General features: G+C 71.4%; 17 protein-coding genes. All 17 read right to left on the bottom strand.

Annotated elements, in window-relative coordinates; all coding sequences use genetic code 11:
- Positions 1-31: 31 nt before the first annotated feature.
- Positions 32-2428: a DUF6519 domain-containing protein gene (locus ACZ48Z_RS41130; RefSeq protein ID WP_468741042.1), complete on the bottom strand. Its 2397-nt coding sequence runs from the start codon at positions 2426-2428 to the stop codon at positions 32-34.
- Positions 2425-4905 carry a hypothetical protein gene (locus ACZ48Z_RS41135; RefSeq protein WP_468741043.1) on the bottom strand — a complete coding sequence of 827 codons (2481 nt, stop codon included), beginning with the start codon at positions 4903-4905 and terminating at the stop codon, positions 2425-2427. The genes ACZ48Z_RS41130 and ACZ48Z_RS41135 overlap by 4 nt, the downstream gene beginning before the upstream one ends.
- Complete coding sequence (locus ACZ48Z_RS41140; RefSeq protein ID WP_468741044.1) at positions 4902-7505, bottom strand: baseplate J/gp47 family protein; 2604 nt, start codon at positions 7503-7505, stop codon at positions 4902-4904. Before ACZ48Z_RS41140 ends, ACZ48Z_RS41135 begins: the two co-directional genes overlap by 4 nt.
- Positions 7502-10012 carry a baseplate J/gp47 family protein gene (locus ACZ48Z_RS41145; RefSeq protein WP_468741045.1) on the bottom strand — a complete coding sequence of 837 codons (2511 nt, stop codon included), beginning with the start codon at positions 10010-10012 and terminating at the stop codon, positions 7502-7504. The genes ACZ48Z_RS41140 and ACZ48Z_RS41145 overlap by 4 nt, the downstream gene beginning before the upstream one ends.
- Positions 10009-10383 carry a GPW/gp25 family protein gene (locus tag ACZ48Z_RS41150; protein ID WP_468741046.1) on the bottom strand — a complete coding sequence of 125 codons (375 nt, stop codon included), beginning with the start codon at positions 10381-10383 and terminating at the stop codon, positions 10009-10011. Before ACZ48Z_RS41150 ends, ACZ48Z_RS41145 begins: the two co-directional genes overlap by 4 nt.
- Positions 10380-10715: a hypothetical protein gene (locus tag ACZ48Z_RS41155; protein WP_468741047.1), complete on the bottom strand. Its 336-nt coding sequence runs from the start codon at positions 10713-10715 to the stop codon at positions 10380-10382. Before ACZ48Z_RS41155 ends, ACZ48Z_RS41150 begins: the two co-directional genes overlap by 4 nt.
- A gap of 54 nt (positions 10716-10769) precedes the next feature.
- Positions 10770-11282 carry a phage baseplate assembly protein V gene (locus tag ACZ48Z_RS41160; RefSeq protein WP_468741048.1) on the bottom strand — a complete coding sequence of 171 codons (513 nt, stop codon included), beginning with the start codon at positions 11280-11282 and terminating at the stop codon, positions 10770-10772.
- Positions 11279-12397 carry a hypothetical protein gene (locus tag ACZ48Z_RS41165; protein WP_468741049.1) on the bottom strand — a complete coding sequence of 373 codons (1119 nt, stop codon included), beginning with the start codon at positions 12395-12397 and terminating at the stop codon, positions 11279-11281. Before ACZ48Z_RS41165 ends, ACZ48Z_RS41160 begins: the two co-directional genes overlap by 4 nt.
- Positions 12384-12707, bottom strand: a complete 324-nt coding sequence (locus ACZ48Z_RS41170) for a hypothetical protein (RefSeq protein ID WP_468741050.1) — start codon at positions 12705-12707, stop codon at positions 12384-12386. The genes ACZ48Z_RS41165 and ACZ48Z_RS41170 overlap by 14 nt, the downstream gene beginning before the upstream one ends.
- Positions 12704-13360: a hypothetical protein gene (locus ACZ48Z_RS41175; protein WP_468741051.1), complete on the bottom strand. Its 657-nt coding sequence runs from the start codon at positions 13358-13360 to the stop codon at positions 12704-12706. Before ACZ48Z_RS41175 ends, ACZ48Z_RS41170 begins: the two co-directional genes overlap by 4 nt.
- Positions 13361-13402: 42 nt before the next feature.
- Positions 13403-16807, bottom strand: a complete 3405-nt coding sequence (locus ACZ48Z_RS41180; RefSeq protein ID WP_468741052.1) for an eCIS core domain-containing protein — start codon at positions 16805-16807, stop codon at positions 13403-13405.
- Positions 16808-16944: 137 nt separating this feature from the next.
- On the bottom strand, positions 16945-17199 hold the full coding sequence (locus ACZ48Z_RS41185; protein WP_468741053.1) for a hypothetical protein: 255 nt from the start codon (positions 17197-17199) through the stop codon (positions 16945-16947).
- Positions 17196-19199, bottom strand: a complete 2004-nt coding sequence (locus ACZ48Z_RS41190; protein WP_468741054.1) for an ATP-binding protein — start codon at positions 19197-19199, stop codon at positions 17196-17198. The genes ACZ48Z_RS41185 and ACZ48Z_RS41190 overlap by 4 nt, the downstream gene beginning before the upstream one ends.
- On the bottom strand, positions 19199-19933 hold the full coding sequence (locus ACZ48Z_RS41195; RefSeq protein ID WP_468741055.1) for a Pvc16 family protein: 735 nt from the start codon (positions 19931-19933) through the stop codon (positions 19199-19201). Before ACZ48Z_RS41195 ends, ACZ48Z_RS41190 begins: the two co-directional genes overlap by 1 nt.
- A gap of 847 nt (positions 19934-20780) precedes the next feature.
- Positions 20781-21524 carry a hypothetical protein gene (locus tag ACZ48Z_RS41200; protein ID WP_468741056.1) on the bottom strand — a complete coding sequence of 248 codons (744 nt, stop codon included), beginning with the start codon at positions 21522-21524 and terminating at the stop codon, positions 20781-20783.
- Positions 21521-22045: a phage tail protein gene (locus ACZ48Z_RS41205; RefSeq protein WP_468741057.1), complete on the bottom strand. Its 525-nt coding sequence runs from the start codon at positions 22043-22045 to the stop codon at positions 21521-21523. The genes ACZ48Z_RS41200 and ACZ48Z_RS41205 overlap by 4 nt, the downstream gene beginning before the upstream one ends.
- Before the next feature lie 11 nt (positions 22046-22056).
- On the bottom strand, positions 22057-24096 hold the full coding sequence (locus tag ACZ48Z_RS41210; RefSeq protein ID WP_468741058.1) for a phage tail sheath family protein: 2040 nt from the start codon (positions 24094-24096) through the stop codon (positions 22057-22059).
- Positions 24097-24696 lie beyond the last annotated feature (600 nt).

Consider the following 24696-nt stretch of genomic DNA (forward strand, 5'->3'; position numbering starts at 1 on the left):
GCCACCCCGGTGAACCTATGCGGTCAGGACACTAGCCGAGCGTCAGGTAGAAGAACAGATCGAGATCCGCCGCCTGCTGCGGATCGCGTTCCTTGAGCAGCAGCTCACGGCCGGTCGCACCGGCATTCGTGCCCAAGTGCTCGGCGTTGAGATATACCCGGCGTTCGGTCCGCGGGTCGCGTGTCCATACCTGAGCGGACCGGACGCGCAGTCGGCACAGGATCTGCGGGGTTTCACCGGGCTTCCAGCCGACGGACTTGACCTCGTCGCTCTGGACGATGCGGTTGCCCCACTGGTGTAGTGGCGCGGAGGTGAGGAAGGCCTGTGCCATGGCCGAGGGGGTCCACACCACGCTCGCCCTCGACTTCCGGTTCAGTTCGATCCGGCCGTCGAGCCGCACTCGTTGGAACCCGAAGGGGGAGGAGACCGCGGGAGGGCCGGGCTGCTTGCTCGTCGCCTTCGCCCAGTAGATCTTGTCGGGGTCCGTCATCGGATACGGCAGGTCCAGTTCGACCTCGACGATCGGGTCGAACGGCTGAAGTTTGGCCTCCAGCAGCCACTGGGGTTCCGGCGGGTCCATGCGTACCACGATTTCCCTGATGAAGGCGTCGTGCGGGACTTCCAGCCCGTTGAGGATGAGATCGTCCCTCACAAGCTCGATCACCTGGCCGGACCCGACCAACTGGATGGAGGCGAGCCGTAAGGTGGGCGGCTCCATCGCGCCGCCGGCGTCGGCGAAGCCGGCCGTGAACAGTAGTGGTGGGCCCTCGTCGTCTCCCGTGGCCGATTTCAGGGCTGCCTGCACTTGAGGAAGGGTGTCGGGCGAGTTCGGCCCGATCTCCCAGTGGACCTCGCACAGGCCGCCTTTGGTGACGGTTGTGACGGAGTGCGTGGCGTCGACGGGGGACGCGTCGATCCGGCTGGGGACGCCGCCAGGAGGCATGGTCCACGTCACCGACGCCCCCTCGACAGGAGTGCGCCCGCGCATCACCGCGACCCGCAGTTTCCCGGGCAGGAGGTGAGGGCCGCCGCCCGACGGGTCCTGGACCTGTTGGCCGTCGCCGCCCCGGTACAGAAGGGCGCGGTCAGTCAAGGCCGCGGCCGGGATCCGGCAGTCCTCGGCGTCCGACGCCGAGACAAGGGCGGCGAGTGGGGCATAGCGGATCTGCGGACCGTGCGGTCGCTCCGCGAGGTCTTTGGGCCAGTCGATCGAGCCGTCGGCGCGGGCGGCGAACGTCCAGTAGTCGCCTCGGCGGAACACGTCGTCGAGGCCCGAGCCGAACCGGCACTTCAGGCCGTCACCGAGGTCGATGGGGAGGGACTGCCGCGGGTCGTCGGCCGACGCCTTCGCGGTCGCCACCCCGGCCCCCTGGGGGAAGGCGTCCCACAGCCGCAGAAACCAGCCCGTCGGGTCGTTCTTGAGGGAGGCGGCGATGCCCGTCGCCGCGGCCTCGAGGGTGACGAGGGTGTCGGTGGCCCGCGCGACCTGGAACAGCCGCTCACGGTCGGCCGCGTCCCGGGGGTCGACGTCGTCGTGCCGGGACACGAACTCGGCGTGGGTTCCGGGGGCGAACCAGTTCAGCGGGTCGAGCGCCGGGGGCTCGACGGTGATGGCGGATCCGTCCACCTTCACGATTCTGGCCAGGACCGAGGCGTTGCGCCGCGACAGTTTGACCTTGAGGCCGTCCATGCGGAAGCGCGGCCCGTCCGCGTCGGGCAGGTCTTGGCGCGGGACGCCGTCGTGCACCTCGATGCGGAACAGCAGGTTCTCCGGGCGGGAATAGCCGCCCTGCGGGGTGAGCGAACAGGGGTCGCTCGCCGGCGGTGCCTGGTCGGGCAGCACGGTTAGGGTGCCCGAGGACGGCTGCGTCAGCTTCGTCCACTCTGGGTGCTTCGCCACGGTGGCGCAGCCGAAGTCCGCTCCCCAGCCGTCGGCCGGGGCGAACGGGAACACCTGCCAGTCGACCAGGGCGCGACCGGCCGCCTGGGCGTCGCCCAGCGCCGGGTCGGCAAAGGCTGGTTCCTCGACGGGATCGATGTACCGAACCAGCGATTTGAGAGCGAGGAGCACCTGGCCCGTTGGGGTGGTCTCGGCTCGCGGGTGCGGCTGCGTCGACACCAGACAGTCGTCGATGGTGTTCTCCACCAGCCGCCCACCGAGGAAGCCATGGCCCGGTCCGATGCCACAGGCGTCTGCGGTGGCGGCGCCCGTCACTTTGAAAGCGCTCGATCCGGCGGGCACGACGAGGCGTTCGGGCGTGCCGAGCATGTCGTCGGTCGCTGTCTCGACCCGGTCGAGAAGGCACCGGCTCCGGGCGTCGAGATCGGCGTCCAGCAGCACCTGGCCCTGTCGGGCGACGACCGCACACGGCTGCCGCTCGTCCTGGGCCCGGATCGTCAGACGGGTGGCGTCGTTACGGCTGGTCATGGCGTGTTCCTCCGGGCTGCGACGGCGCTTGAGCGGGTGTCGTCGATGACTCCGGCCTCCAGGGCGACCGGCAGGTACTCCTGGAACAGGGCCCGCACATTGGATACGGCGATGCCGTATGCCGCGTGGGCGAAGGCGCCCATCTCCACGTCGCCCTCGCCGCCCGAGCGCACGCTGCCGGGGCAGCGCGGGTGCAGCATGGCCAGCGTCGGCTCGTCGGCGGAGGTGTCCAGGAAGAGGGGCTCGTTCGCCAGCCGGACCGCCTGCGTCTCCTCTGCCGTCAGCGGGCGCCGCGCTGTCTCCTGGGCCGCGGTCAGAGCGAGGGAGGGCTGGCAGCGGAAGGTGCGCGGTGTCGCGGAGCCGGTGGGGACGAAGCTGTGGCGTACGCAGCCGCTCTGACGGCGGGTCACCGTGACGGGCTCGGTGAACACGGCGTTCGTCGCGGACAAGGATCGCAGCGACGACGTTCCGAGCACGGTGACGTTGCACAGGGTGACGTCGAGGCCGGGTGTGTGGAGGGCATCGCCCGGGGTGCCGTCCGCGGTCAGTACGCTGTCCGTGACCGTCAGTTCGCCGCTCACCCGGTCGGTGCAGCGCAGCGGGCCGCAGATCGAACGGTCCACCGTGATGCGGGCAGCGACAAGGGGCCCGTCCGCGGCGACCGCGACATTGCCGGGGGCGCGCAGGGTCACGTATCGGATGGTGAGTTCGGTCACCGACTTCGGCTCCAGGCGCAGGCCGTGGGTGAGTTCCAGCCCGTCGAGGACGAGTCGGCCCGCCGGGGCGTCGGCGTCGCCCGTTCCGCGCTGCACACGCAGCGGCGCGTCCACCGTGCAGCGCCGTTCCCAGCGTACGACGAAGCCGCGCAGCGCGGGGTCGGTCTCCGCGCCGGGCGTCGTGCGCGGCGGCCGCCACTGCGCGGCGACGACGTACACCTCGGAGGCGGCGGGCACCGTCACATCCAGGGTGGCCGACCCCGGGGGTGGCGTTTCCAGGTCGCAGCGGGTCAGGACGACGAGGCTGCGCTGTCCCTTGCCTTGGGTGGCGACTTCGGCGAGCGCGTCGGCGAGTGTGGGCACGGTGCGGCTGGAGGCCTGGGCGGAGCCGCCGGGTGTGGCGGTGGGGTCGACGACCCAGACCAGGTCCTGAGCGCTGCCGGTGTCCCGGATGTCGAACGGCTCCGCCGGGGTGTTGCGGTCCTGGGCGCCGGCTCCGAGGGGCTGACCTGCGGCTGTGGCACAGGCGACCCGTACCTCGACGACGTCGGGCCCGGTGGGTGGCCGGGCGACGACGATCCGGCCGGTCACCGGGTCGACGGCGCAGGCGAGGGGATGTGTCCCGGTGCGCTGCAGCGCACCGGAGGGCTGCGCTTCGTACCAGGTGTGCGTCTCCTGGTCGGCGGGTCGGGCGCCCGGGGGATCGGGCGGGGATTCCAGGTTCGCGATCCTGAGCTCCGCGGGCGGCACCCGCCGGAAGTCGCTCTCGCCGTCCTGCCGGAGAAATACCGTGAACGGCGCTCCGGCCCGGTCGAACCAGCGCCGGGTCACCCATCGGGGCGCTCTGCCCTCAACTTGTGCGGCGCGCAGCTCACTCGTCTCGTGGTGCAGGGGCAGCCGCCGCAGTCGGTCGGGCAGGTCGGCCTCCTGGATTCGGGTCCCGGCGGCGTCGGCACGGCGGTCGGGGTTGAACAGACGCAGCACAGCCCCTGGTTGCTGGGCGAGCTGGAAGTAGCCGTCCCGTTCGGTGCCCTGGACCGGCCAGGGCCGGGCCCGGGGCACGCCCGCCAGGTTCGCCGCCGGGACCGTGTCCGCGACCGCGGTGGGCGCGGGGAACTGTGTCACCAGCGGTCGCAGGAGGTGGACGCCGACCGAGGCGGGCGCATGCCGGCCGACGGGTCGGCCGGGGGCCGTCGGTTCGATGCGGCGCACATCGAGCAGGCGGGGCAGCCGGTCGAAGGCGCCGCCGGCCGACGAGACGGTCCTCCCGGGGGTGAGGTCGGCGGTGGTCGGGCGGTCCGGTCGTAGGTCCAGCAGGTGGCCGCAGCGCGCCAGACGCTGGAAGTACTCGACCGCGACAGCGGGCAGGCCGGTGACATCGCCTGCCATCGCTTCGACGACGCGGGCCGTCCCCTTGCCCCTTCGGTAGCGGATCGTGTTGGCCACGAAGGCGCGACGCCCGATGCCCGCCTCGCCCGGGACGGGCTGGAGCGGGGGCGCGGCGACGAGGGAGGCGATCGCGTCGAGGGCGGCCTCGCCTGCCGTCTCGACGAACAGTGCGTCGTGCCAGTCCTGGATCTCTGCGTCGAGCTCGGCGCTGGCCAGCCCGAGCACCCCGAACAGGGCCCGCAGGGTGCCGCCGTTGGCGAGATCGGTCTGGCGGATGTGGGCGGGCAACAAGTCGTACAGGGCTTCGGCGACGGCCTCGACGCGGGTCGTCGGTATCCCGCTCCCACCGTTCGTCGTCGGTGTGTGGCTCATAGGGTCAGCTCCGTGAACGTGATGTCCGCGGCCGCCAAGGACAACAACCGGGCCGGGTCCAGCCGCGGCAGACCGCTGTGCGGGTCGGTGACCACGACCGGTCCCGGGCAGGGCAGTCGTCCCTGGGGGTCCTGCGTCACGCCCGGCGCGGAGAACCCGGTGAGGACCACGGCCGTGACACCGTGGACGTTCTGCACCGTCGCGATGATCTGTGAGCGGTGCACCGCGGTGCCGAACGGACGGGCGGGTTTGCCGAAGTCACGGACCAGGGCAGCCCTGACGGCCTCCTCCACATCCGGCCGGCGCAGACCGGTATCGGAGGCCAGGGCCAGCGCCACCGTCATCGGCAGATCGACGAATCCGGTGATCCGCACGTGGGTGCCCGGCGGTGCTGCGGCGACGATCGCGTGGTGCAGGCCTGCTGCGAGGTCCGAGCCGGCAGCCGGCGCGCTGAACGTGGTGGTGGCGACGGTGAGGCAGACAACACGCCGCAGTCCCATCCGTACCTCCACGGCCGAGGCCTTGCCGATGCCCCGGTAGGCCTGGGCGAACGCCTCCAGGTCCGTGAGGGACACCACCCGGTCCAGCGTCCGGATCGCCTTGGGCGCGCCGGTGCGCATGTCCTCGATGCTCTCGGCGTCGCTGCCGCCCTCCGCCGCGAGCGGGTTGGTCACCGACGCGAGGCCGACCACCGGAGTGAGGATCTGCGTCAGCCGCCCGGCCGGCAGATTCCCCGTCGCCCCGCCACCGGTGCGATACAGCGCTACGACATTGCCGGTCCCGCTGGACAGCCGTCCCCCGAACTGCACCTCCGACCCGCCCTCGGGGCGTTCGGAGACGTGGAAACGGCGGCTGTCCGGCCCCTCGCCGTACAGCGTCTCGGCATGTTCGTAGCGGCGGTCGTCGACCCGGACCTCGATGGCCGGGGCATATCCGCGGGAGCCGGGCGCGGGCAGATGGGCGAGGGGGGCCTGCTGGAGCGGGAAGCGGGGCAGGGGCATCGACGGGTCGCCCGATCCCAGGGTCTCGGCACCCGCTGCCGGGGTCTGCGCGTGCGAGGACGGGACGACGTTGGCGAGCACGGTCAGTGTGGCGCCGGTCCATCGGCCGGTCAGGGGCCGGTCGAACACGACGAGCGTGGCATCGGCGCTCGGTTCGCACCGCAGGACCGTCGCCGCCTCGGACAGTGGCTCGCCGTCGGCACTCTGGCCGGTGAGAAGCACGCGGCGGCCCGGTGGCAGGGGCGTTGCGCCGTCGAGGTAGAAGCGGTCGGGTAGGTTCTCGGCGGCGAGGTCGGGGTGCTGCGGTGGCGCCGGTTTGCTGTCGGAGCCCGGGTCGGTGACCGGCAGGAGGCGGTTCTCGGGGCGCGTGAGGAGGGTGCCGCGGGCGGTTTCGAGGTGGAAAGTCGTCTCGCGGACCTTGGTGTTGAAGTCCTCGGCGATTGTTTCCTTGAGGGTGATCGAGGTGCAGCGGGCGGACAGTGCGTAATCCGAGCGTGCGCGCTCCTGGGCGGCGAGGATGCGTGCCGCCTGCCGCGTGTCGGCCTCCAGGACGACGAGGCGACCGGGCGCGGCAGGCGGGTGGACGGCGTCGAGGTCGATGGTCCAGGCGTGCTCAGTCACGACGCCGATCGTGAAGTCTCGCCATTGGGTCGGCAACGACGTGCTGCCCACCGGCACCGGTGCGCCATAGTCCTTGCGCACCGTGTCCGGCATGAACCTGATGTCGGGCGCCGTCGCGCCGAACGCCCGGGCCTGCTGTCCGAGCAGGATCACGCTGCCCGGCCCGGCCGGCGCGGTCAGGCCGTCGTCCACGCTCAGCAGTTGCTGCGCGGAGAGGGTGAGCACGGTGCGGGCGGGTTCGGCGGAGGCCGCGAGTTCCACATCTGTGACCCGGGCCAGGAGCCAGGACGTCGTGGTCTGGGCGGGTGCCCGCTTCCTGGCGTGGACGAGCACCCGGTCGCCCACGCGGGCCCCCAGGCTCACCCCCTCGACCTCGACGGTCGTCGTCGCCTGCGAGATCTTCGGCACCACGAGTGCGCGCAGCGGCCGGAGTTCGTTCCACGCCGCATGCGCCTCGACGTCCGTGTCCGTCTCGAACGTCACCGGCTGCCCGCCCTGTTCGGGCACCGTGGCCACCTTCATGCCCGCCGGGATCGTCACCACGTCCGGCAGACCCGGCACCGACGTGGTGTCTGGCGCGCCCGGGAGTGTGGCGACCTGGAAGGCCAGCAAGGTGGCGGCGGCGAGAGCCGGGCGCGGCGCATGGCCGAGCATGCCGGTCAGCCGGACCAGTGCCGCACGGTCCTCGGTGGCGGGGAGCGTGGAGTCGAGGGCGAGCCGGTGCAGCGTCCAGCCCAGGACGTGATGGGTGCCCGCGGACGCGGCGAGCAGGGCGATGGCGGGGTCGTCGAGGGACCGCCCGAGCGCGGCCAGGGGACGGCCGCCCAGCGCCTGCGCCTGGGAGATGCGGTCGAGCAGGCGCTCCAGGATCGCGCCGTAGCGGAAGCGGGCCGGGTCGCCCGACAGTTGAGGTGAGCTGCCCGGAGCCGTCGCCGAGCAGGTCGCTGCGGATCCGCCGCAGCCGCAGGCGCAGCTCATCGCCCACCCCGCATGCCGAGCCGGAGCCGCCCGCGCTCCGGGAAGCTGGGATCGTCGCGCAGTTCGAGTACTTCGGCCGCCGCGGGGCGGATCACGCCGTGCTCGAGCTCGTCGCGGGGCGGACGCCCGAAGCGCTGGAAGACCAGTGGCTCGACGCTCTGCACGCCGCGTACCGCCATCACGGCGGCGATCAGCGCCGACAGGTACAAGGGGGTGCCGAAGGTGAACCGGTCGGGATGGAAGAACCCGGGCTTGCCGTCGCCCGCGGGTGAGAGCGCCGCGCGTACCCGCCGTCCCACCTCGCCGCGCAGCTGTCCCGGAGCGGCGCACACTGACAGGCTGATGTCCAACGGCACGGTGTGCGCGGCGCGTACCGCGACGTCGAAGCCCGCGAGCCGGAACGACTCCAGATGCGCGAGCAGTCCCGTCCTGAAGGCCGTGTCCAGGCTTGCCCCGCCTTGGCGGTCGACATGGACGATGACGGTCTGCCAGGCGCCGGTCCAGCGGGGGAGGGCGACGGCGGCGACGACGCCGGGGTAGCGGCGGGCCGCATCCGCGTAGTCCGCCGCGGTCACGGCACGCTCCTGCCGGCGGAACGCCTGCGGTGCGGCCACCCTGACCACCGCGTCCTCCTCGGGCGCCGCGCCTCCCGACGCCGCGACCAGGTTCGTCACCGCCGTGACGCCGACCCTGGCCTCGGCGTCGGGCAGGACAAGGTGGCCCAGCGCGTCGGCGCCGAGGTTGCCGGCCGGTCCGGTGCCGAACCGTCCGCTCACGCCGAGGGCGTCGCCCACCGCCGGTGCCAGTCCGTGCGTGCCGTCCCCGAACCGCAGCAGCGGGGCGCCATCCGGGCCGGTCTCGACGACGAAGTCCCGGGCGAAGCGCCCGCTCGCCAGCAGATCGCGGCGTACGGTCCAGGCGGCGAACGCGTCGTGCAGGGTGATCTGCGGCAGGCACCGGGCAGGGTCTATCACCGTGAGTGCGGCGGCCGGGGGCGGCCCCGGATCGGCCGGCCCGTGCGGTGCGGTCCGTGCGGGCGCCCCGTGGTCGGCCGCCACCCGGGGCCGCCAGGTCACCCCCGCCTGCGGGGCCGGCGGGGACAGGCGCGGGGCCAGCGCGGCGGTGGCCGACGGCGCCAGGTTCAGATGCGGATGCGGCGGCAGGGTGGCGCCGTGCTCGGCGAGTACGACGTTGCCGTGCGCGTGGGCGCACACGACGTGCCGGGCCGGTCCGGAGGCCTGCGCGACCTCGGCGGAGACCACCAGGTCGAACGGCAGCGCGTCGGCGGTGTCCCATTCGACGTCGAGGAGGTCCGTGCCGAGCAGCAGGACGTCCTCGACGGGTGTCACCCGGGTCAGGCGTACGACATGGCGGTGGCGCGGATCGGCGTCCTCGGTACGACCCGTGTCCGGGGCGACGGTCTCGGCCAGCAGCAGGAAGTCGCCCGCCGACAAGGGCCCGACGCCCGTGCCGGTGTCCACGAGTGTGATCGCGGTGGAGCCCGCGGGCAGGGTGCAGCGCTCGTCGCCCCAGGTGTGCAGGGCGATGTCGGAGCGCCAACTCCACAGCGGCAGCTCGGCCAGCGTCTCGAAGACCACCGGCGCGGCGGCGAGCAGGGCCGGATAGTCGGCCGCCGCGACGACGGGGGACAGGGCCGGGGAGCGGGGCAGCAGGGGCGTGCCCGCCCGCAGCCGGTAGCCCTCCTCGGCCGGGGCGGGCGCGGTGAAGGACACGGCGACGTAGGTGCGGGCCGATCCACCCTCACCGGGCGTGTAGTCGAGCAGCCGGGCGTGCCGGGTCAGCGACGCACGGGTGCGCGCGGAGTCCAGGAACGCCTCGGTGCCGACCCAGTCGAGGGTGTAGCTCTGCTGGTCGGCCCGGTAGGCCAGGGCCTCCACGATCGTCGTCGTTAGGTCGACCGGATCGTCCTCGCGAAAGGCGGGGACGAGCACCGCCATCCGGTCCAGCATCAGACGGCGAAAACCCTCCCAGTCGCGGGTGCGGTAGTCGAAGAGGGGATCCGGCGCTGCGCGCGCCGCCAGATCGTGACGGCCGGGGGCGCAGTCGCAGTCGCCGTCACCCGCGCAGTCCACGGCGAAGGAGAAGTCGACGGCGGACAGCCGGGGATCGAGGAAGTCCGGCGGGGCGCCGGAGCCCGCTGCGGCGACGATCGCGAGCCGGTAGGTGGAGAAGTCGGTCGGCCGACCGCCCGGCACCGTGACCGTGTACCGCGCCACCCGCGCTCCGCCCGGCGCCGTCCCCACGACCGGATCCACCCGGGGCGCGGGAAACCGTACCCCTCCGGTCAGTTCGATGTTGTCACCGGTGAGCGCGGCCTCGGGCAGGGACAGCGGCTTGACCAGCACGATGTCGATCTCGGTCGCATCGGCGGTCGTCGTGCCCCGGCGCACCTCCACATAGTCGATCCCGGACACACCGGCCGGTCCGTTCGCGGCCAAGGCGGCACGGCGGCGTTCGTCGCGGCAGTAGTAGCGCGCATCGCTCATCCGAGGGTCCTCCGCAGCTGTACCTGATCGGCAGCCCCACTCGCGCGAACCTCATAGGTGATGACGATCTCCAGCACGCCGTCGGCGCCGGTCATGTCAACGGCCACGTCCCGCAGCGTGAGCACGTCGCCCAGCCACTGCTGGATCGCCGACTGCAGGGCGGCCGAGAGCGCGATCGTGACCGGAGCGTCCTGCGGGCCGAACAGCAACTGATGGGCGGGGCTGCCGAGCTCGGGCCGCATCACCCGCTCCCCGGGAAGGGTCAGCACCAGCAGTTCGAGCATCTGCCGTACATGTGCGTCGCTGCCGTACGTCACCTGGGCGGAGCGGCCGAGTGCGGTGACGGTGAAGGGGAAGGCGAGCCGGCTCATGTCGCCACGACCCGGGTCTGGGAGCCGGAGATCACGGGCGGGCCGGCGGGGATCTGGTCGGCCGACTGGCAGATCGCCGCTGCCGGGTTGACCAGCATGGGCTGTCCCGAGACGGTCACCCGGGTCGCGCCGGCGATCCACTTCGTACTGACACACGGCTGCGGCTTGGAGGGCGGCACGGTGAACGGGCAGCCCGCCACCGTGCCCTGGTCGGTGAGGACGGCGACCGGGGTGCCGGACACCACGACGCGGGGACCGGCGGCGACGATGTTCAGCGGGGCGCCGTGCGGACAGGACGCGGTCGCTCCGGAGTGCAGGACAGGACCCGTCATCGCGGGCTCCTTCCGTCGTGCGTACGGCAATGGGGCGCGAAGGAGAGGGGCGGGTCACGTCACCACCAGCGCACCCCCGTTGATGTTCACGGAGGGCCCGACGAGCGCGATGGAGGCTCCCTGTCCGTTGCTGATGGTGATGCCGGTCGTCCCGATGACGATCGTCGCGCCGGTCGGGGTGGTGACCTGGACCTGGGAGGCGGGCAGGTCGGACAGGGTGACCGAGACGCCGGTCGTGGTCTGCAGATGGATGTTGGGGGTCAGGGGGGTGCCGGCCATGGCCAGGGCGGGCGCACCGGAGGGGTCGGGCCAGAACGCGCCGGTCCAGATGGGGGAGTCGGGGTCGCCGGCCTCGAACTCCACCCACACGGTGCTGCCGGTCTGGGGCAGCGCGATGATGCCCGCGGTGCCCTTGGCCGCGAACGGCAGCGCGGGCAGCGCCCACGTCGAAGGGAACAGCCCGTATCGATCGGAGAGCTGGACCTGGATACGGCCCTGCAGCAGCGGGTCGGCCGTGTTGAGGACGGTGGCCCGGTACTTGCCGAAGAACCTCGGCCCGGATGTCATGGCGCCACCTCCGTCACGTTCGACACGAGCCCGTCCCGGGCCAGCTGGAACGCCTGTTTCCAGCTGCCCCGCCCCAGCGTGTGGGTCACCGAGCGCACGAACCACAGCCCGTCGTGCGCCCGTCCGGCGCCACGCACCCCGACCAGGGAGCGGGCGTCCAAGGGCCGGCCGTAGCGGGCCAGGTCCATCGTTCCGGTCGCGGTCACCGGGTCGGCCGTGCCGCGGCCGGCGAGGAGCGTCATGAGGATCTCCGGCAGGGTCAGCTTGTCGGTCTCCCAGAGCTTCGTCCGGGTGGGCACCAACGGCCGGGCGGCGAGCGGCGGTTTGAGCAGGGCGATGTCCGGTGCCGGTACGGGGACCGAGAAGTTGGCGACCTTGACATGCCCGTAGGGCAGGATGGCCGTGTTGCCGTCGGCGGAGAAGCTCAGGCTGTCGAGGTTGGCGGAGGCGTCCATGTCGACGGTGAGGGCCGGTTGGACGAGGCCGACACGCAGCCGGGGCCCCCAGTACGCGGTGTTCACCCCGGGCGTGGGGCCGGGGATGACATAGAACTCGTGGCCGGCGTCCTTGGCGAGTTTGGTGGCGTACTCGAAGTCGGTGCCCTGCTGCTGGGCGAACTTCTCCACCGGATTCGTCGGCGGCTGGTACGGCGGCGGAATCGTCAGCGGTACGACGCCCAACGGCGCGTACTTGACCATCATCAGGGCCACCCGGGCGAACGGCGGCATACCCGGGAAGGGCAGACCGGTCAGGTCCGCCACGTCCATGTACCCGGAGACGTCCTCGCCGGTCACGACGAGGCGATGTTCGCCCGGCCGGCCGGTGGCGGTGACGTCCTGGCGTTTGATCGGGCCGTCGGCGAGCACCTTGGGTACCCCGCGCAGGGTCGCGACGAGCACCACGCGCATCATCGGGTCGAAGAACCCGGTGGGCAGCAGCGAGGTGGCGATCGGCGAGGTCTTGGAGTAGGTGAAGCTGAGCTGGAAGCCCGAGCGTGCTCCCACCGCGTGGGTGACCGTCGCGCCCTCCAGGGCGTCGATCACCGCCTTAGGGGCGGGGGCGACGGCGACCGGTCCCATCCGGACGGTCAGCGTGACCGTGCTAAGCGTGGCCATGGTCGGCGATCTCCAGAGGCAGCGGGATCATCACGAGCCGGCCCTCGGTGCCGGTCAGCACGGCCGGATCGGCCTCACCGCTCGCGTCGACGATCCGCCACCACAGAGCGGGATCGCCGTAGCCGTCGTAGGCGAGCGTGTCCGGCCGCTCGGCACCGTTGAGCCTGCGGTGGGCGAGCGGCACATGACGTTGCGGCGCCGGCAGGAGGCGGCGGGCCAGGAAGACCTCCGTGGTGCCGTCGTCGCCGGCGCGGGTGATGACGGGCAGCGCGTGGTAGCGGCTGTTGGGAGGGAAGGGCGCGGCCGTCATGGCAGCCTCGACAGACCCAGGCCCTGGACGCCGGCACCGCGTCGGCAGGCCAGCCGCTCGCGGCGCCGGGCGGCGGTCAGGAACAGCTCCGCACCCTTCGAGCCCGGGGCCAGATCGTCGAACGACAGCACGCGTACACCCAGTGCCACCCGGGCGAGGATCGGGTTGAGCCGGGTGTCGAAGGCCTCCTCGGTGGCGGTGAACTCGGTGATCCGCACCGGCAGCGTGCGGTGGGCGCCCAGCACGAGCAGCAGCAAGGGGGAGGGCAGGGGCAGGATCTCCAGTGTTCCCCTGCGGGCCAGTGCCTCGGCAGCCACCAGATCGGCGGTGGCGGGCGAGATCATGGTCTCCAGCTCGGCGAGGTCGGCGGCGATGCCGTCGGTGACCGCGGTCGGGTGCAGGGCGGGCTTCTCCAGGCGGTCGGTGGCATCGAGGACGATCTCGAGCTTGAGGGTCTCCACGGGGGGACCCACGAGTCGCAACGCCTCCAGCCGGTCTCCGGTGTCGGCGGCCGCACCTCGTGGGGTGAGGGTCCGGGTCAGGGTTTCGGGGTTGTACTGGAACGGGACGGTGCGCATGGCGGCGCGCCCGTCGGCGTCCATCACGACGAAGCCGCCGCGCACGGTGCGCGGTGAGCCAGGAAACGTGGTCAACGGGGTCCTCCTTTCCGGATGGTGGTCAGCACGGTGGTCAGTTCAGTTCTCCTTCGCCCGGCCACGCCCGAGCATGTCCTTGATGACCTCGACGGGGTCGATGGAGTCCGGTTCGACCTTGATCTGGGACAGGCTGGGCCAGGTGATCTGGCCGTTCTTGGCGTAGGCGATCCGGCCGAGGGTGAGTTTGAGTTCTGGTCCCAGCCGCGCCGAGGCGTTGGCGACGTCGTAGGTCCAGCGGTGGGAGAACAACCCCCACGCGGCATACAGCTCGGCGGCCAGCAGCACCCTGGCGCTCGCCGTCAACTGGCCTTTGGCGTAGGCCTCGGCGTCGAACGAGAATCCGTCCTTGTCGTAGTCGGCGGAGATCTTTATGCCGCCCTCGCCGTCGATGCGCAAGGACGGGGTGATGTCGATGCCGCCCTTGGCGCCGGCCGCGCCGAGCGCGATCTCGGCGCCGATGTACGCACCGAAGGTGCCGGAGAGTTCGGCGTAGGCGGGGACCATGAAGGCGCCGGTGAGCTTGGCCGCCACCTGGGGGTCGTCCTCGAACGGATAGAGCTCGCCCTTGAACACGACGCCCTTGAGCATGACGGGCCCCACGCCGTAGCCGAGTTGCAGGGCGCCGCGCAGCTCGATGTAGGCGGTCACGGCCGGCACCGGGGTGGGGATGGAGAACTTCGCGCCGACCCCCTTGAACAGGGGCACCGTTCCGCCTTGCGGGGAGGGCCACTTGCGGACCAGGACGATGTCGCCGACGGCGACCTCACCGGACAGCTTGACCGTGCGATCCTTGCTGATCTCGGCGGTGAGGACGGGCTTGAGGTCCTTGGTGACCTGGTAGGCGATGCTGCCCTTGCCCCAGTAGCGGCCCTTCTCGTCGAAGTTGAGGGCGAGGGAGCCGTCGGCCTTGGGGGTCTTCACGACGACGGTGGCCGCGCCCGAGAAACGACCCTCCTCATCCTCCTCGGCCCGGTTGTACTCCACCTTCATGGTGGCCTTGATGCTGTTCCACGAGATGTCGGCGTCGCCGTGGAGGTACAGGCCGCGGTCGCTGTAACGACCGGAGAGTTTCACCGAGTTGACCAGCGGCAGGGGTTTGTCGATCGTCACCGACCCGCTGTAGGTGACGGCCTGCCCTTCCCAGCGGGCGCCCAGGACGAGTTGGGAGTTGCGGATGGTCGTGATGATCGTCCCGGTCGCTTTGGGGTCGAACTTGCCGCCGGTGGTGGTGAAGCCGATCTCGACGTTCGCGGTTGAGTGCGGAAGGGAGGCGGTGCTGGCGGTTACCTTGCCGGACCAGCCGGTTTCGGAGTTCCACATCACTGTCCCGGCCGCGGCGTTGACGCCGGGGATCTTTCCGGCCGGGGTCAGTTGGCCGGTGGCGACCAGCGCGCCGTTCTGCACGGTGACATTGAGGGTGCCGAGCAGGACGGGTTTGGCGGACGGGCCCACCGAGAAGGTGAGCGTCCCGTTGGGCACCAGCGACGGGGAGAGCTGCAGGGCCAGTTCACCGCCGGTGAAGCGGAACGCGGCCGGCAGCGGCGAGCGGAGTTTGTCCGCAGGGATGGGGGCGATCAGCTTGAGCTCGTCGTTGGCGTAGACGACGTTGAGCCGGCCGAGGAACGGCACCGAGGAGCGGATGGTCCCTTCGCCGCTGAGTCGGCCCTGGTCGTCGAGGGCGACCTTGGTCAGCTCGCCCGGACTCAGATACGGGTAGTAGAACGTGATCTTCTTGTTCTTGGCCGGGTCGAGTCGCAGTCTGCGGGCTTCGCCCGGCGGGGCCTGGGTGGGATCGTCGGCAGCCTCGGGGCCGGCCGGGGTGGCGGCGGCCGGGGCCGTCGCGGGCATGACTTCGGCTTCCAGGACGACCGCGGCGTCGGCGTCGGTGGCTTTCATGGCGCGGCTGTCGAGGGCGGCCAGCACGGTGTCCCGGGCGGACTTCGCACCGGCCGCGGCTCGCTTGTACGTCTGCAGCCGCATGCCCGGGACGATGCGCCGGACAAGGCTGTCCAGGGGCGTCTCGCCGGTCTCGCGCACCAGCACCGTCTCGCCCTGACCACCGGCCGACAGGGCGAGGGGCTTTCCGGCGGCCTTGGCCTTGTCCGCGTCCGAGCCGCGTACCGTGCCGGCACGCAGCAGGTCCTCGATCTCGAAGCTGGCGTCGGGCTGACCGGTAGGTACGGTCGCCTTGGCGATACGGATCTGCAGTCGGCGCACGTTTTTGCCGCGCATTGCGGGGTCGCGGATCTGCCGCACGATGTCAAGGAGAGCCTGGCGCGTCTTCGAGCCCGCGGCCCGGTTCTTGGTGCTGGTCAGCAGTTGCAGGTTGGAGGGGATGGAAGTGCCGCCGAGCTGCTTCTCGACGATGTGGTCGATGTCGCACTTGGCATGCTCCAGGTCCTTGCCGAGTCCCTTGACGAGGTTCCTGACGGCCGGGTCGGCGAGCTTGCCGCGTACCGTCTCGTCGGTTCCCGCTGTGGCTGTGATGGCGTCGGCCAGCGCCTGGGTGCTGCGGAAACCGAAGGCGCCCAGCCACACATTCTTGTAGTCCTCGCCGCCCTCTTTGTAGGCGGCGACGGAGTTGCCCTCGATGAGGGGGCTGAAGATGAGACGGCCTCCGCCGGCCGCATCGTCGTAGGCCCTCTGCACCCAGCTTCCGGCCCCCTTCTCCAGTGGGAGGCTGAACTGCGCCAGTTCGACGACGAGTTCGGTGGTGCCCTGGCCGGTCGGCTCGTCGGTGATCACCTTCATGCCAGGCAGCAGGTTGAGGGCGGGGGGTGCGGTGGTGCCCGGCTGGGCGGCCGCCTCCTGCGGTGCGGCGGCGGGGCCGGGAGCGGAAGTCGGGATGGATGCCGGTGCGGCAGCACCGTTGGCGGCGCGTCGGATGCGGGGCGCGCCCGGGCGGGGTGCGAGCGTCGGGCGGCCCCCGTCGGCCAGTGTCCGCACCGCACGGTCGGCCTCCGCCTCCAGGCCCGGGTCGTTCGCCACGGCGGCGTGCGGGGCGGCGGTGCCGTATGCCTGCATCACGTGCGCGAGTTCGTGGGCGATCAGGCCGCGTCCGGCGGGTGTGGCGGGGGCGTACTGTCCGGCGCCGAAGACCAGGTGTGGTCCGAGCGAGAAGGCGCGGGCGTCGAGTGTGGTCGCGGCGAGGGCCGCGGTGGGGCCGTCGTGCACCCGGACGTGGCCGAGATCGCGTCCGAAGCCGGACTCCATCTGCCCGCGTAGGGACGGCGGAAGAGGGGTGCCGGGTTGGGCGACGGCGGCACGGACGCGGTCGGTGCCGGGGGAGGGGGACGAGGTGGTCTCAGGGCCTGTGGACGCGGGTGCGGTGGTGTGCGCGGGCGTGGCCGTCGTGCGGAGGGAGACCGGCCCCGTGGCGTTGGCCCGTGTCGTGGATGTCGGCGCGGCGAACGCCGGTGTCCGGCCGGTCCGTCCGGACGTCATGGCGGTCGTCGGTGGCGTGAACGACGGCGCCGGGGTACGCCGGCCGGCGCGGCTGTGGTCCCCGTGCTGCCGGCCGCGCGTTGTGGGCGTGGCCGCCTGGGGGTGGCGAGTGGGGCGCACGGCGTGCGCCAGCTGCCTCACCGCGGCTCGCTTACGTCGAGCCGGGCCCGCACGGCCTGGACGACGGCCGTGGCCACCAGGTCCGCCCGATAGGCGGCGAGGCTCGATTCGTGGACCGGGACGGCCCGTGCCGGTGTCGGATCCGCTGTCAGGGCGCGTTCGATCGCCGCGGGCAGCGCGTCGGCGAGGAGTCGGGCCTCGGCCGCCGAGCCGGCGGTCACGTGCAGCGTGCCGATCCGGAGCCGGATCGGTGGCTCGACGAGCGGGTTCATTCCGGCTCCTCCCACCGCACATGGGGGACCGGCAGATTCTGTTTGCGGAGTTCTTCGGCGAGCTCGGCCTCGACCATTGCCCGGTCGACGCCTCGTCCGGCCTGCGCGGCGAGGAAGGCGGCGCCGAGGGCGACGTTGCGGATCGCACCTCCGGTCAGCGGGAGGGCGGCCAACGCCTCCCAGCGCATGGACTGCAGCGGGGTCTGCGGTGGGAACGCCGTACTCCACAGGCGCTGCCGCTCCGCTTCCGAGGGCAGCGGGAAGTCCACCACGAAGCGGAAGCGGCGCAGGAACGCCGGGTCGATGGCCTGGCGCAGGTTGGTGGTGATCACGGTGAACCCGGAGAAGCACTCGACGCGCTGGAGGAGGTCGCCCACCTCGGCGTTGACGTGCCGGTCGGTGGCGTTCGAGACTCCGCCGCGGGTTCCCCAGACAGCGTCCCCCTCGTTCCACACCATCATCGACCCGGAACGCTCGGCCGCATCGAACACCGCCGCGATGTTCTTGGACGTCTCGCCGACCCATTTGGAGATGACCTGGCTGAGATCGATGACCATGACGCGCAGGTCGAGCGTCGACGCGAGGACCTCGGCCGCCATCGTCTTGCCCGTGCCGGACGGACCGCAGAACAAGGCCGCCACGCCGCGCCCGCGCCAGCTGCCGCGGCCGCCCACGCGGGCGGCGAAGCCCCAGTCGTCGAAGACCCGGGTCGCATGGCGTACATGTGACTCCACCCGACGCAGTGCGGCCTCGGTGGCCGGCGGCAGCACGATGTCGTTCCAGTCGTAGGCGGGCTCGACCAGGTTGACCCCGGGCAGTGGGGACGGGGTGAAGGAGCGGGCGGCGACGTGCCAGAGCGCGGCGGCCGCGCTCGCCGGATCCGGGGCGGCGTCGACGGCGGCCGCGGCACGGGCGGCCGCGGTGGCGATCCCTTTGGCGTCGAGCCGGAACTGCCCGGCCACGCGCTCCACTTCGTGCCCCAGCCGGGCCGTACGCTCGGCCCCCAGCGCCGTGGCCCAGCGGCGGCCGGCGGCGGCGGGAGTGTCACCGGCGGCGGGGACGATGTGAAGCCCGCGGGTGAGGCCGTCGGGAACCTGCTGTCCCGCCAGCAGCACATGCCCCAGGACCCGGTCGGCGAAGCCCGCGACCGCGCCGGTGGGAGCAGCGCCGGCGGTGTCGATGACCAGGGCCGCGGTGTCCAGCATGGCCTCGCGGCTCCAGTGCGCGGCCAGCCGCTCACGGCTCTCGGGGTCCTCGGGGATGTCCGAGCCTGCCAGGCGCCACGGTGTGAGACCCAACGCGGACAGGGCCTGCGCGATGTCCTCCCGGGGTACGTCGGGCAGCAGCACGAGCGGGGGGACGCCCAGCGGGCCGCGTGAGGCCAGCGACCGGGCCAGGCCGAGGGGCAACTCGCCCTTGTCACCGGGTCCGTCGGCCGCCACGGGTACCGGTGTCATCCGCGCGGACACCAGGGGGTCGCGGACGGGCTGGTCGAGCAGCCGGTCCAGTACTGGCGCGGCCAGCGTCAGGCGGGCTTCGACGCGCGGGGCGGCCGGCTCCGCCTCCACGATGTCGAAGCGCGCCAGCGGCAGCGCTTTCGCCAGCACGGAGGGTCGCAGCTCCGTGATCGCGCGGCAGGCCAGCCACAGGGGCAGCCCGCCGCCGGGCACGCCGCCGTTTACGGCCGTCGCCTCGGCCACGGCATGCGCGACCTGTTCGGACGTGTCCGCCGCGAGCAGCAGGAAGATCAGCTGCAGCTCAGCCGGGGAGAGGCCGAAGCCCTCCGCCATGCGCGGAAGCGCGGACGCGGGGTCGGCCCGCTCCAGCCATTGCCGCAGTCGGGTGTATCCGTCAGTGGGCGGCTCGCCGCAGGCCACGGCGGCCAGGGCCGACAGTGCCGTCGACACGGCGAGTTCGGCCAGGTCCGGCTCGCGTCCGTGGGCGGACTCCTTGTGCTGGCCGGGCCTGGTGGCCGTCTGGGTGGGCGGTGGGGTCGCCATCAGGCACCCCCCGTGATCGGGACGGTGTCGCCCGGGGGCAGCGTGGCCGACGGTGTGACGTCCGGCCGCACGCCGATCTGTGCTTTCGTCACTTCCTTGGCGACGGGGTAGGTGTCACCGACGTCGAGGAACACCGTGGTCACCAGGAAGTGGGCGCAGGGCCGCATGGGGGACTGCAGAGCCGACCAGATCTTCGTCGACAGGTCGACGTCGACCGGTGCCTGGGACACCGTGATCTGCTCGGGCTGCTTCGCCGGATCGTGCAGCGGCTCGGCCGCCAGTGTGTTGAGGATGGGCGCGGATGGGTCCGCCACCGAGATGGCACCGAGGATGGACTGGATGAGCGGCCGTGACACGATGCCGTGTCGGTTGAGCGCCGCGATCCCGAGGCCGAGCAGGACCTCGCGTTCGAGTCCGGCACCCGTCGCCGCGAGCAGATAGTGCAGGTCGACAGCGAGGGGCGAGGGACCGGTCCGGTGGCCGGATGAGTCGACATGCGGTTCGTGCATGGAGCGCCAGGCCGAGTTGGGCACCACATGGTGCAGGAACAGATACAGGCCCGCCGGTTCCGGCTGCGGAGCGGCCATGCCGTTGGCGGGTGTGGCCGGCGGGCGTGGTGGCGGCTCGACGGAGACGGTCGGTGCGGTCAGCCCGGCGTAGGCGAGGCCGATACGGCGCTGGAGAACGGTGCGCAGCACGATGGTGGTTGCCGGGAGGGCGAGTTGGGCCGTCATCAGAGCCCCCGCCCCGTTGTACCGGCGGGCCCGGTGGCCAGGTAGTCATCGAGCGTCGGTCCGGTCCTGGGCCGCGGCCGCCGCTCCTGAGAAGGAGTCGCGCCGGCGCCGGCCGCGATCCGCACCTCGACGCGCCCGATCTCCACGACGATCGGGACCGGCGTCGCGGATGCTTCGGCCGTGGGCGGACCGGGCTCGAGTGGCAGGGGCAGGGGTTCGGCGGGTACGACGTCGAGGGTCACCGCGGTCCGAGGGGTCGGTGAGGCGTGGCGCGGGGGTGCGTCGGCAGGTCCCGGCACCGTGTGGTCGCCGGTGGCTGGCGGCGGCAACGGCTGTGCGGTGGACGGTGGTTGTGGAGGCGGCGCGGGCTGCGGGATCGGAGAGGGCGGCTGAGGTACGGCGGTGCGGGGACGGTCCGCAGTGGATGGCAGGGCAGCGTCCGGCGTGCGGGCAACTGGTCGGGTGGGCGGAGTGGGGGGCGCGGAGTCGTCGCGTGGGCCCGCCTCTTCCTCGTCCTCGGTGCGGGCGCCGGGCGGCGGAGGCCGCTGTTCCTCGGACATGGCTCGGTCCGGGTCGCGCAGCACAACTGTCGTCTCGGAGACGCGTCGGGGAGAGCCGGAGACCGTGTCGTCCACCCATGAGCGGCGACCGTCAGTATCTGGCGCAACGTCAAGGATGCTGTGATCAGAGGGCGGTAGCTCGTCGAACGCGGTCTCGTCCCATGCCTGCTCGAACCGTGAGCGAGGCCTGGGATCGGCCCTGGAGGACACGCTGTCGTCGTTTTCCGCTCCGGCCGTCCGAGCCCCCGCTCGTCGCAACGCCTGCGCGTATGCCGAGCGCCGCGCCGTCATTGCGCCGCCGCCGTGCGCCGGGCGGGAAGGTGTGCCTCGGAGATGAGTTCCACGTAGCGACGGCGGCGCGCCGTGGGCATCGTCAGGATGGACTCCTCCGACCAGCCGTAGCCGCCGGCGATCACGTCGACGTCGTGCATCAACTCGTCCACGAGCCCATCGAGGTCCCGCGCCACGAAGTCGGCGGGATCGGCGTCGGCGGAGATCGTGTGCCCGCACGCCGCGCAGGAGAGGTCGACGAGCAGTGAACCGGCAGGGTCCAGCACCTCCCACCCATCGGCGAGCCGGTCGAGATCGCCCGCGTCCAACGCGGGAACCCGCGCTCCCAGGCAGGTACGGGCCGCGAGCGCGGGCAGACTGTCGGCCACGGTGAGGTCGGACAGCACCGGCAGCCGGAACGCCGACTCCACGCCGTCCACGACGATCCGCACCGCGGCGTCCCGCTCGGCGCGGGGGAGCGCGGTGACGGCCTGAACAGGCAGCGTGAACTCGTTGTCGGTGGTGCACCTTGGGCACACCACATGCGCCTCGATCGGTCGGCGTACCAGGCTTTGGTGCATGGTGAGCAGGCGCTGGTTACGGGTGCCCAGCGGGTATTCGAGAGCACCCGGGCCGTCGACTGCCACCAGCAGCTCGACGACACGTTCGCCCGCCGGCCGGCGCCGTGCGAGCGGCCACAGCCGGACGATGTCGGCCGCGCTCAGGGCGGGGACGGGCGGGGTGTTCACGGTGGGGCTCACGGCTCGACGAAGGTGGGCTCTTTGGGCTCCGCTACGGCGTAGTCGCGCTCCCAGCCCTCGTTCTCGAGTTTGAGCTTGGCGATGGCCACGGCGTTGGCGTTGGCGTCCAGATCCGGCAGCGCCTGGTACTCCGACACCCAGCACCGGTAGATGGCGTAGCTGAGGACGACCTGTCCGGCCTCGTTGAGCAGTTCGATGATGATGTCCTTGCGGAAGTCGGCGAGGGACACCTCACCGCCCAGCGTGGAGCCGAAGTTCCAGGTCTTGTTCGCCCACTGCTCGAACTCCTGGTCGTGGGAGACGCCTCTTTCCAGCGTGATCGCGTCGTACTCGGTGCGGCCGGGGGACTTGTACGACGTGGAGGGATCACCGCCACAGCGATGCTTGACCACCTCGGTCGTCCGTTTCAGCACAGACGCCTTCGAGATGCCCGCGACATAGCGGCCGTCCCACTTCACACGGAACTTGAAATTCTTGTACGGGTCCAGCCGCTGCGCGTTGACCGAGAACTGTCCCACCATGCGCTCCTGTCTCAGACGGCCGGCTGCACGATCTGCTTCAGGCTGATCACCACGAACTCGGCCGGTTTGAGAGGCGCGAACCCGATGACGACGTTGACGACTCCCAGATCGATGTCGGCCGGGGTGGTGGTCGAGGCGTCACAGGCGACGAAGTACGCCTCCCGCGACGACACGCCCTTGAACGCGCCCTGCCGGAACAGGCCGTGCATGAACGCCGTGCAGTTGACCCGCAGTTGGGACCACAGCTCCTCCCCGTTGCGCTGGTGGACCGCCCAGCGCAGGGACTCCGACAGCGAGCGGAGGATGTAACTGCCGGTCCGGCGTACGGGGATGTACTTCCACTGGCTGGCCAGCGCGTCCGCGCCGTCCACGGTGCGCGAGCCGAAGACAACGGTCTGGTAGATGGGGAAACGCCGGATCACGTTGAGTCCCAGAGGGTTCACCAGACCCTGCTCCGCGTCGGTCACGTCCAGGGAGGGGCCGTAGACGCCGGCGAGGAAGGCGTCGGTGCCGGCTGGCGCCTGCCAGACGCCCACCCGGTTGTCGGTCCTGGCGATGGTGCCCGCGACCGCACCGGAGGGCGGGTGGGACACGATGCTGCCCGGCCGCAGTGGGTCGTCCACCCTGATGTTCGGGAACCACGCGGCGGCGTGCGTGGAGCGGGGCACTTTCGTGGCCTTCCACACCGAGGCCGAGGTGATGTCGACGACGTCGGGCGGCGGGTCGACGACGAGGAACGCGAACTTGACGGCGCACACACGGGCCGCCTCGGCGTAGACCGCCATCGCGTTGGTGTGGTGTGCGGCTCTGGGATCCTTGACCGAGGGACGGACGAGGTCGGGCAGGCACAGGAGGTTGAAGAACGCGTCAGGCCCCTCGAGCGCGGTGACGGTTTCCTTGAAGTCGGCCGACGCCGGCTGCCCGGTGGCCTCGCCGTCCGAGCCGGCCTTGCTGTCCTTGGTGATCGGACTGTTCTCGTACAGCGCGCCGAGCCGGTAGCGCGAGGGGTTGGTGACCTGAGAGGCGAGCTTGTACTCGCCCAGGAGATCTGGGTTCGCTTGCGGGGCTTCGATAGTGACCGTTGCGTCGTGGACGCGTTTCCCGTCGGGCGCCTCGGTGGGGCGGCTGAGCGTCAGACGCAGGAAGTCACCGCCCTCGTGGAGAGTGACTGCGACAGCGGCGTCGCTGAGCTTCTTCCGGGCACCGTCGTCGGCCTGGATGCCCGCGTTGAGTGCGGTGACCAGCCGGTTGACCATCTCCAAACGGCTGGTCGGCTTGGGGCTGTCCTTCTTGAAGACGGTCACCGTCAGATCCTTGACCGAGGAAGCGGTGTCCTCCTTGCCGTCGGCACCCCGGGCGATCACCTTCAGGGTCACGTCGATGGCATTCGCGAAGGTGCCGGGCGCGGGATCGGCACCGATGCGGTAGACGGATCCTGTGGTCTGCGGGCCGTTCACCCCCGGCCCGTTGAGCTTCACGGTCACCAGTCGTGAACCCGTGGCCGGGTCGCTGACCACGGTGTCGGCCGATCGGGCATTGCCCGCCTGGGTCGTGAGGTCCACGAACCGCTCGACCAGGCCGGTGGCAGGATCGACGAACGTGAGGTTGAAGCGCGTGCGATCGTGCTTCGGATCCGTGCTGGAGTAGGGATGTGCCCCGATCTCGAACGGATCGATCTCGACGAAGAGGTCGCCCCCCGCGGTGCCCGAGCTCAGCGCGGTCAGCGTGAGGGAGACGGCCGTGGTGCTCTCGTCCTGCTTGACCTCCGACACGGCCTGCGCGGCCTTGTCCACGGGCAGCCGGATCACGACCGCCTGACCACCGCCGTTGGCGAAGAAATGCATGATGGAGTAGGACAGCGAACTCTTGGCGTACAGCCCGCCGAAGTTCCGCTCGAAGTCGGCGAAACTCAGACAGGTCACGGGCCGTTTGTCGATCCCGGTCCGGGTCGGCCCCAGGAACAGGGCGACCGACGTGGGCGCTCCGGCCACGGTCCGTACACCGGAGTCCAACTCGCGGGTGTAGACGCCGGGATGAGTGAGGTTGAGCATCGCATGGCCTCCGAGCCTGTGATGTCCCGCCGCGAACGCGGAGCACCTGATGCACCGTCAGCACATGGTCCCCCGCGTAATGCTCCCAGTACTTCCCATTTAGTGTCGATACGGAAAATGTCTGATCTGAGGGAAGCGATGGAGATGAGGGGCAGAGGACAAGCCCAGGTGGAGGCCCGTACAGACGGCATGTGGGTCGGTCACTTGGACGCCGGGAGCCAGCACAACAGCACAGCCTGCCTACGCTGTGACATCACGACCGCTGGCCTATCAGCCCGCCGACAGGCCGACTGATCAGGTCCTCGAAGAGATCGCCTTTCGCATCGCGCCTCCCGGACGGCCGGCGCCGCTCCATCGACGGAGCACTTCGTCCGGGAGAGCATCTTGACGCCGTCGCCGCCGAACTCGATGGCCGCCCACGCAAAACGCTCGGCTGGGAAACCCCAACCGAGCGCCTGCATAAACTGCTCGCGGCCTGATCCGCACGACCACGCGTTGCAGCTCCCCGCTGAAACCGCCGTGGTAGTGGGCCTTATGGCTTTGTGGGTGAGAGTTGGGCTCTGGCACAGATCTTGGGGTGCGGTCGCGGAGCGTCACTGC

This window comes from Streptomyces sp. NPDC031225, from assembly GCF_055570355.1.

Bases quoted from the DNA above. Each gene is read 5' to 3' on its own strand.
- ACZ48Z_RS41165 (WP_468741049.1), bottom strand. From the start codon at position 12,397: ATGGCCACGCTTAGCACGGTCACGCTGACCGTCCGGATGGGACCGGTC.
- ACZ48Z_RS41160 (WP_468741048.1), bottom strand. From the start codon at position 11,282: ATGACATCCGGGCCGAGGTTCTTCGGCAAGTACCGGGCCACCGTCCTC.
- ACZ48Z_RS41170 (WP_468741050.1), bottom strand. From the start codon at position 12,707: ATGACGGCCGCGCCCTTCCCTCCCAACAGCCGCTACCACGCGCTGCCC.
- ACZ48Z_RS41210 (WP_468741058.1), bottom strand. From the start codon at position 24,096: ATGCTCAACCTCACTCATCCCGGCGTCTACACCCGCGAGTTGGACTCC.
- ACZ48Z_RS41145 (WP_468741045.1), bottom strand. From the start codon at position 10,012: ATGAGCGATGCGCGCTACTACTGCCGCGACGAACGCCGCCGTGCCGCC.
- ACZ48Z_RS41150 (WP_468741046.1), bottom strand. From the start codon at position 10,383: ATGAGCCGGCTCGCCTTCCCCTTCACCGTCACCGCACTCGGCCGCTCC.
- ACZ48Z_RS41140 (WP_468741044.1), bottom strand. From the start codon at position 7,505: ATGAGCTGCGCCTGCGGCTGCGGCGGATCCGCAGCGACCTGCTCGGCG.
- ACZ48Z_RS41155 (WP_468741047.1), bottom strand. From the start codon at position 10,715: ATGACGGGTCCTGTCCTGCACTCCGGAGCGACCGCGTCCTGTCCGCAC.
- ACZ48Z_RS41195 (WP_468741055.1), bottom strand. From the start codon at position 19,933: ATGACGGCCCAACTCGCCCTCCCGGCAACCACCATCGTGCTGCGCACC.
- ACZ48Z_RS41205 (WP_468741057.1), bottom strand. From the start codon at position 22,045: ATGGTGGGACAGTTCTCGGTCAACGCGCAGCGGCTGGACCCGTACAAG.
- ACZ48Z_RS41130 (WP_468741042.1), bottom strand. From the start codon at position 2,428: ATGACCAGCCGTAACGACGCCACCCGTCTGACGATCCGGGCCCAGGAC.
- ACZ48Z_RS41180 (WP_468741052.1), bottom strand. From the start codon at position 16,807: ATGACGTCCGGACGGACCGGCCGGACACCGGCGTTCGCCGCGCCGACA.
- ACZ48Z_RS41135 (WP_468741043.1), bottom strand. From the start codon at position 4,905: ATGAGCCACACACCGACGACGAACGGTGGGAGCGGGATACCGACGACC.
- ACZ48Z_RS41185 (WP_468741053.1), bottom strand. From the start codon at position 17,199: ATGAACCCGCTCGTCGAGCCACCGATCCGGCTCCGGATCGGCACGCTG.
- ACZ48Z_RS41190 (WP_468741054.1), bottom strand. From the start codon at position 19,199: ATGGCGACCCCACCGCCCACCCAGACGGCCACCAGGCCCGGCCAGCAC.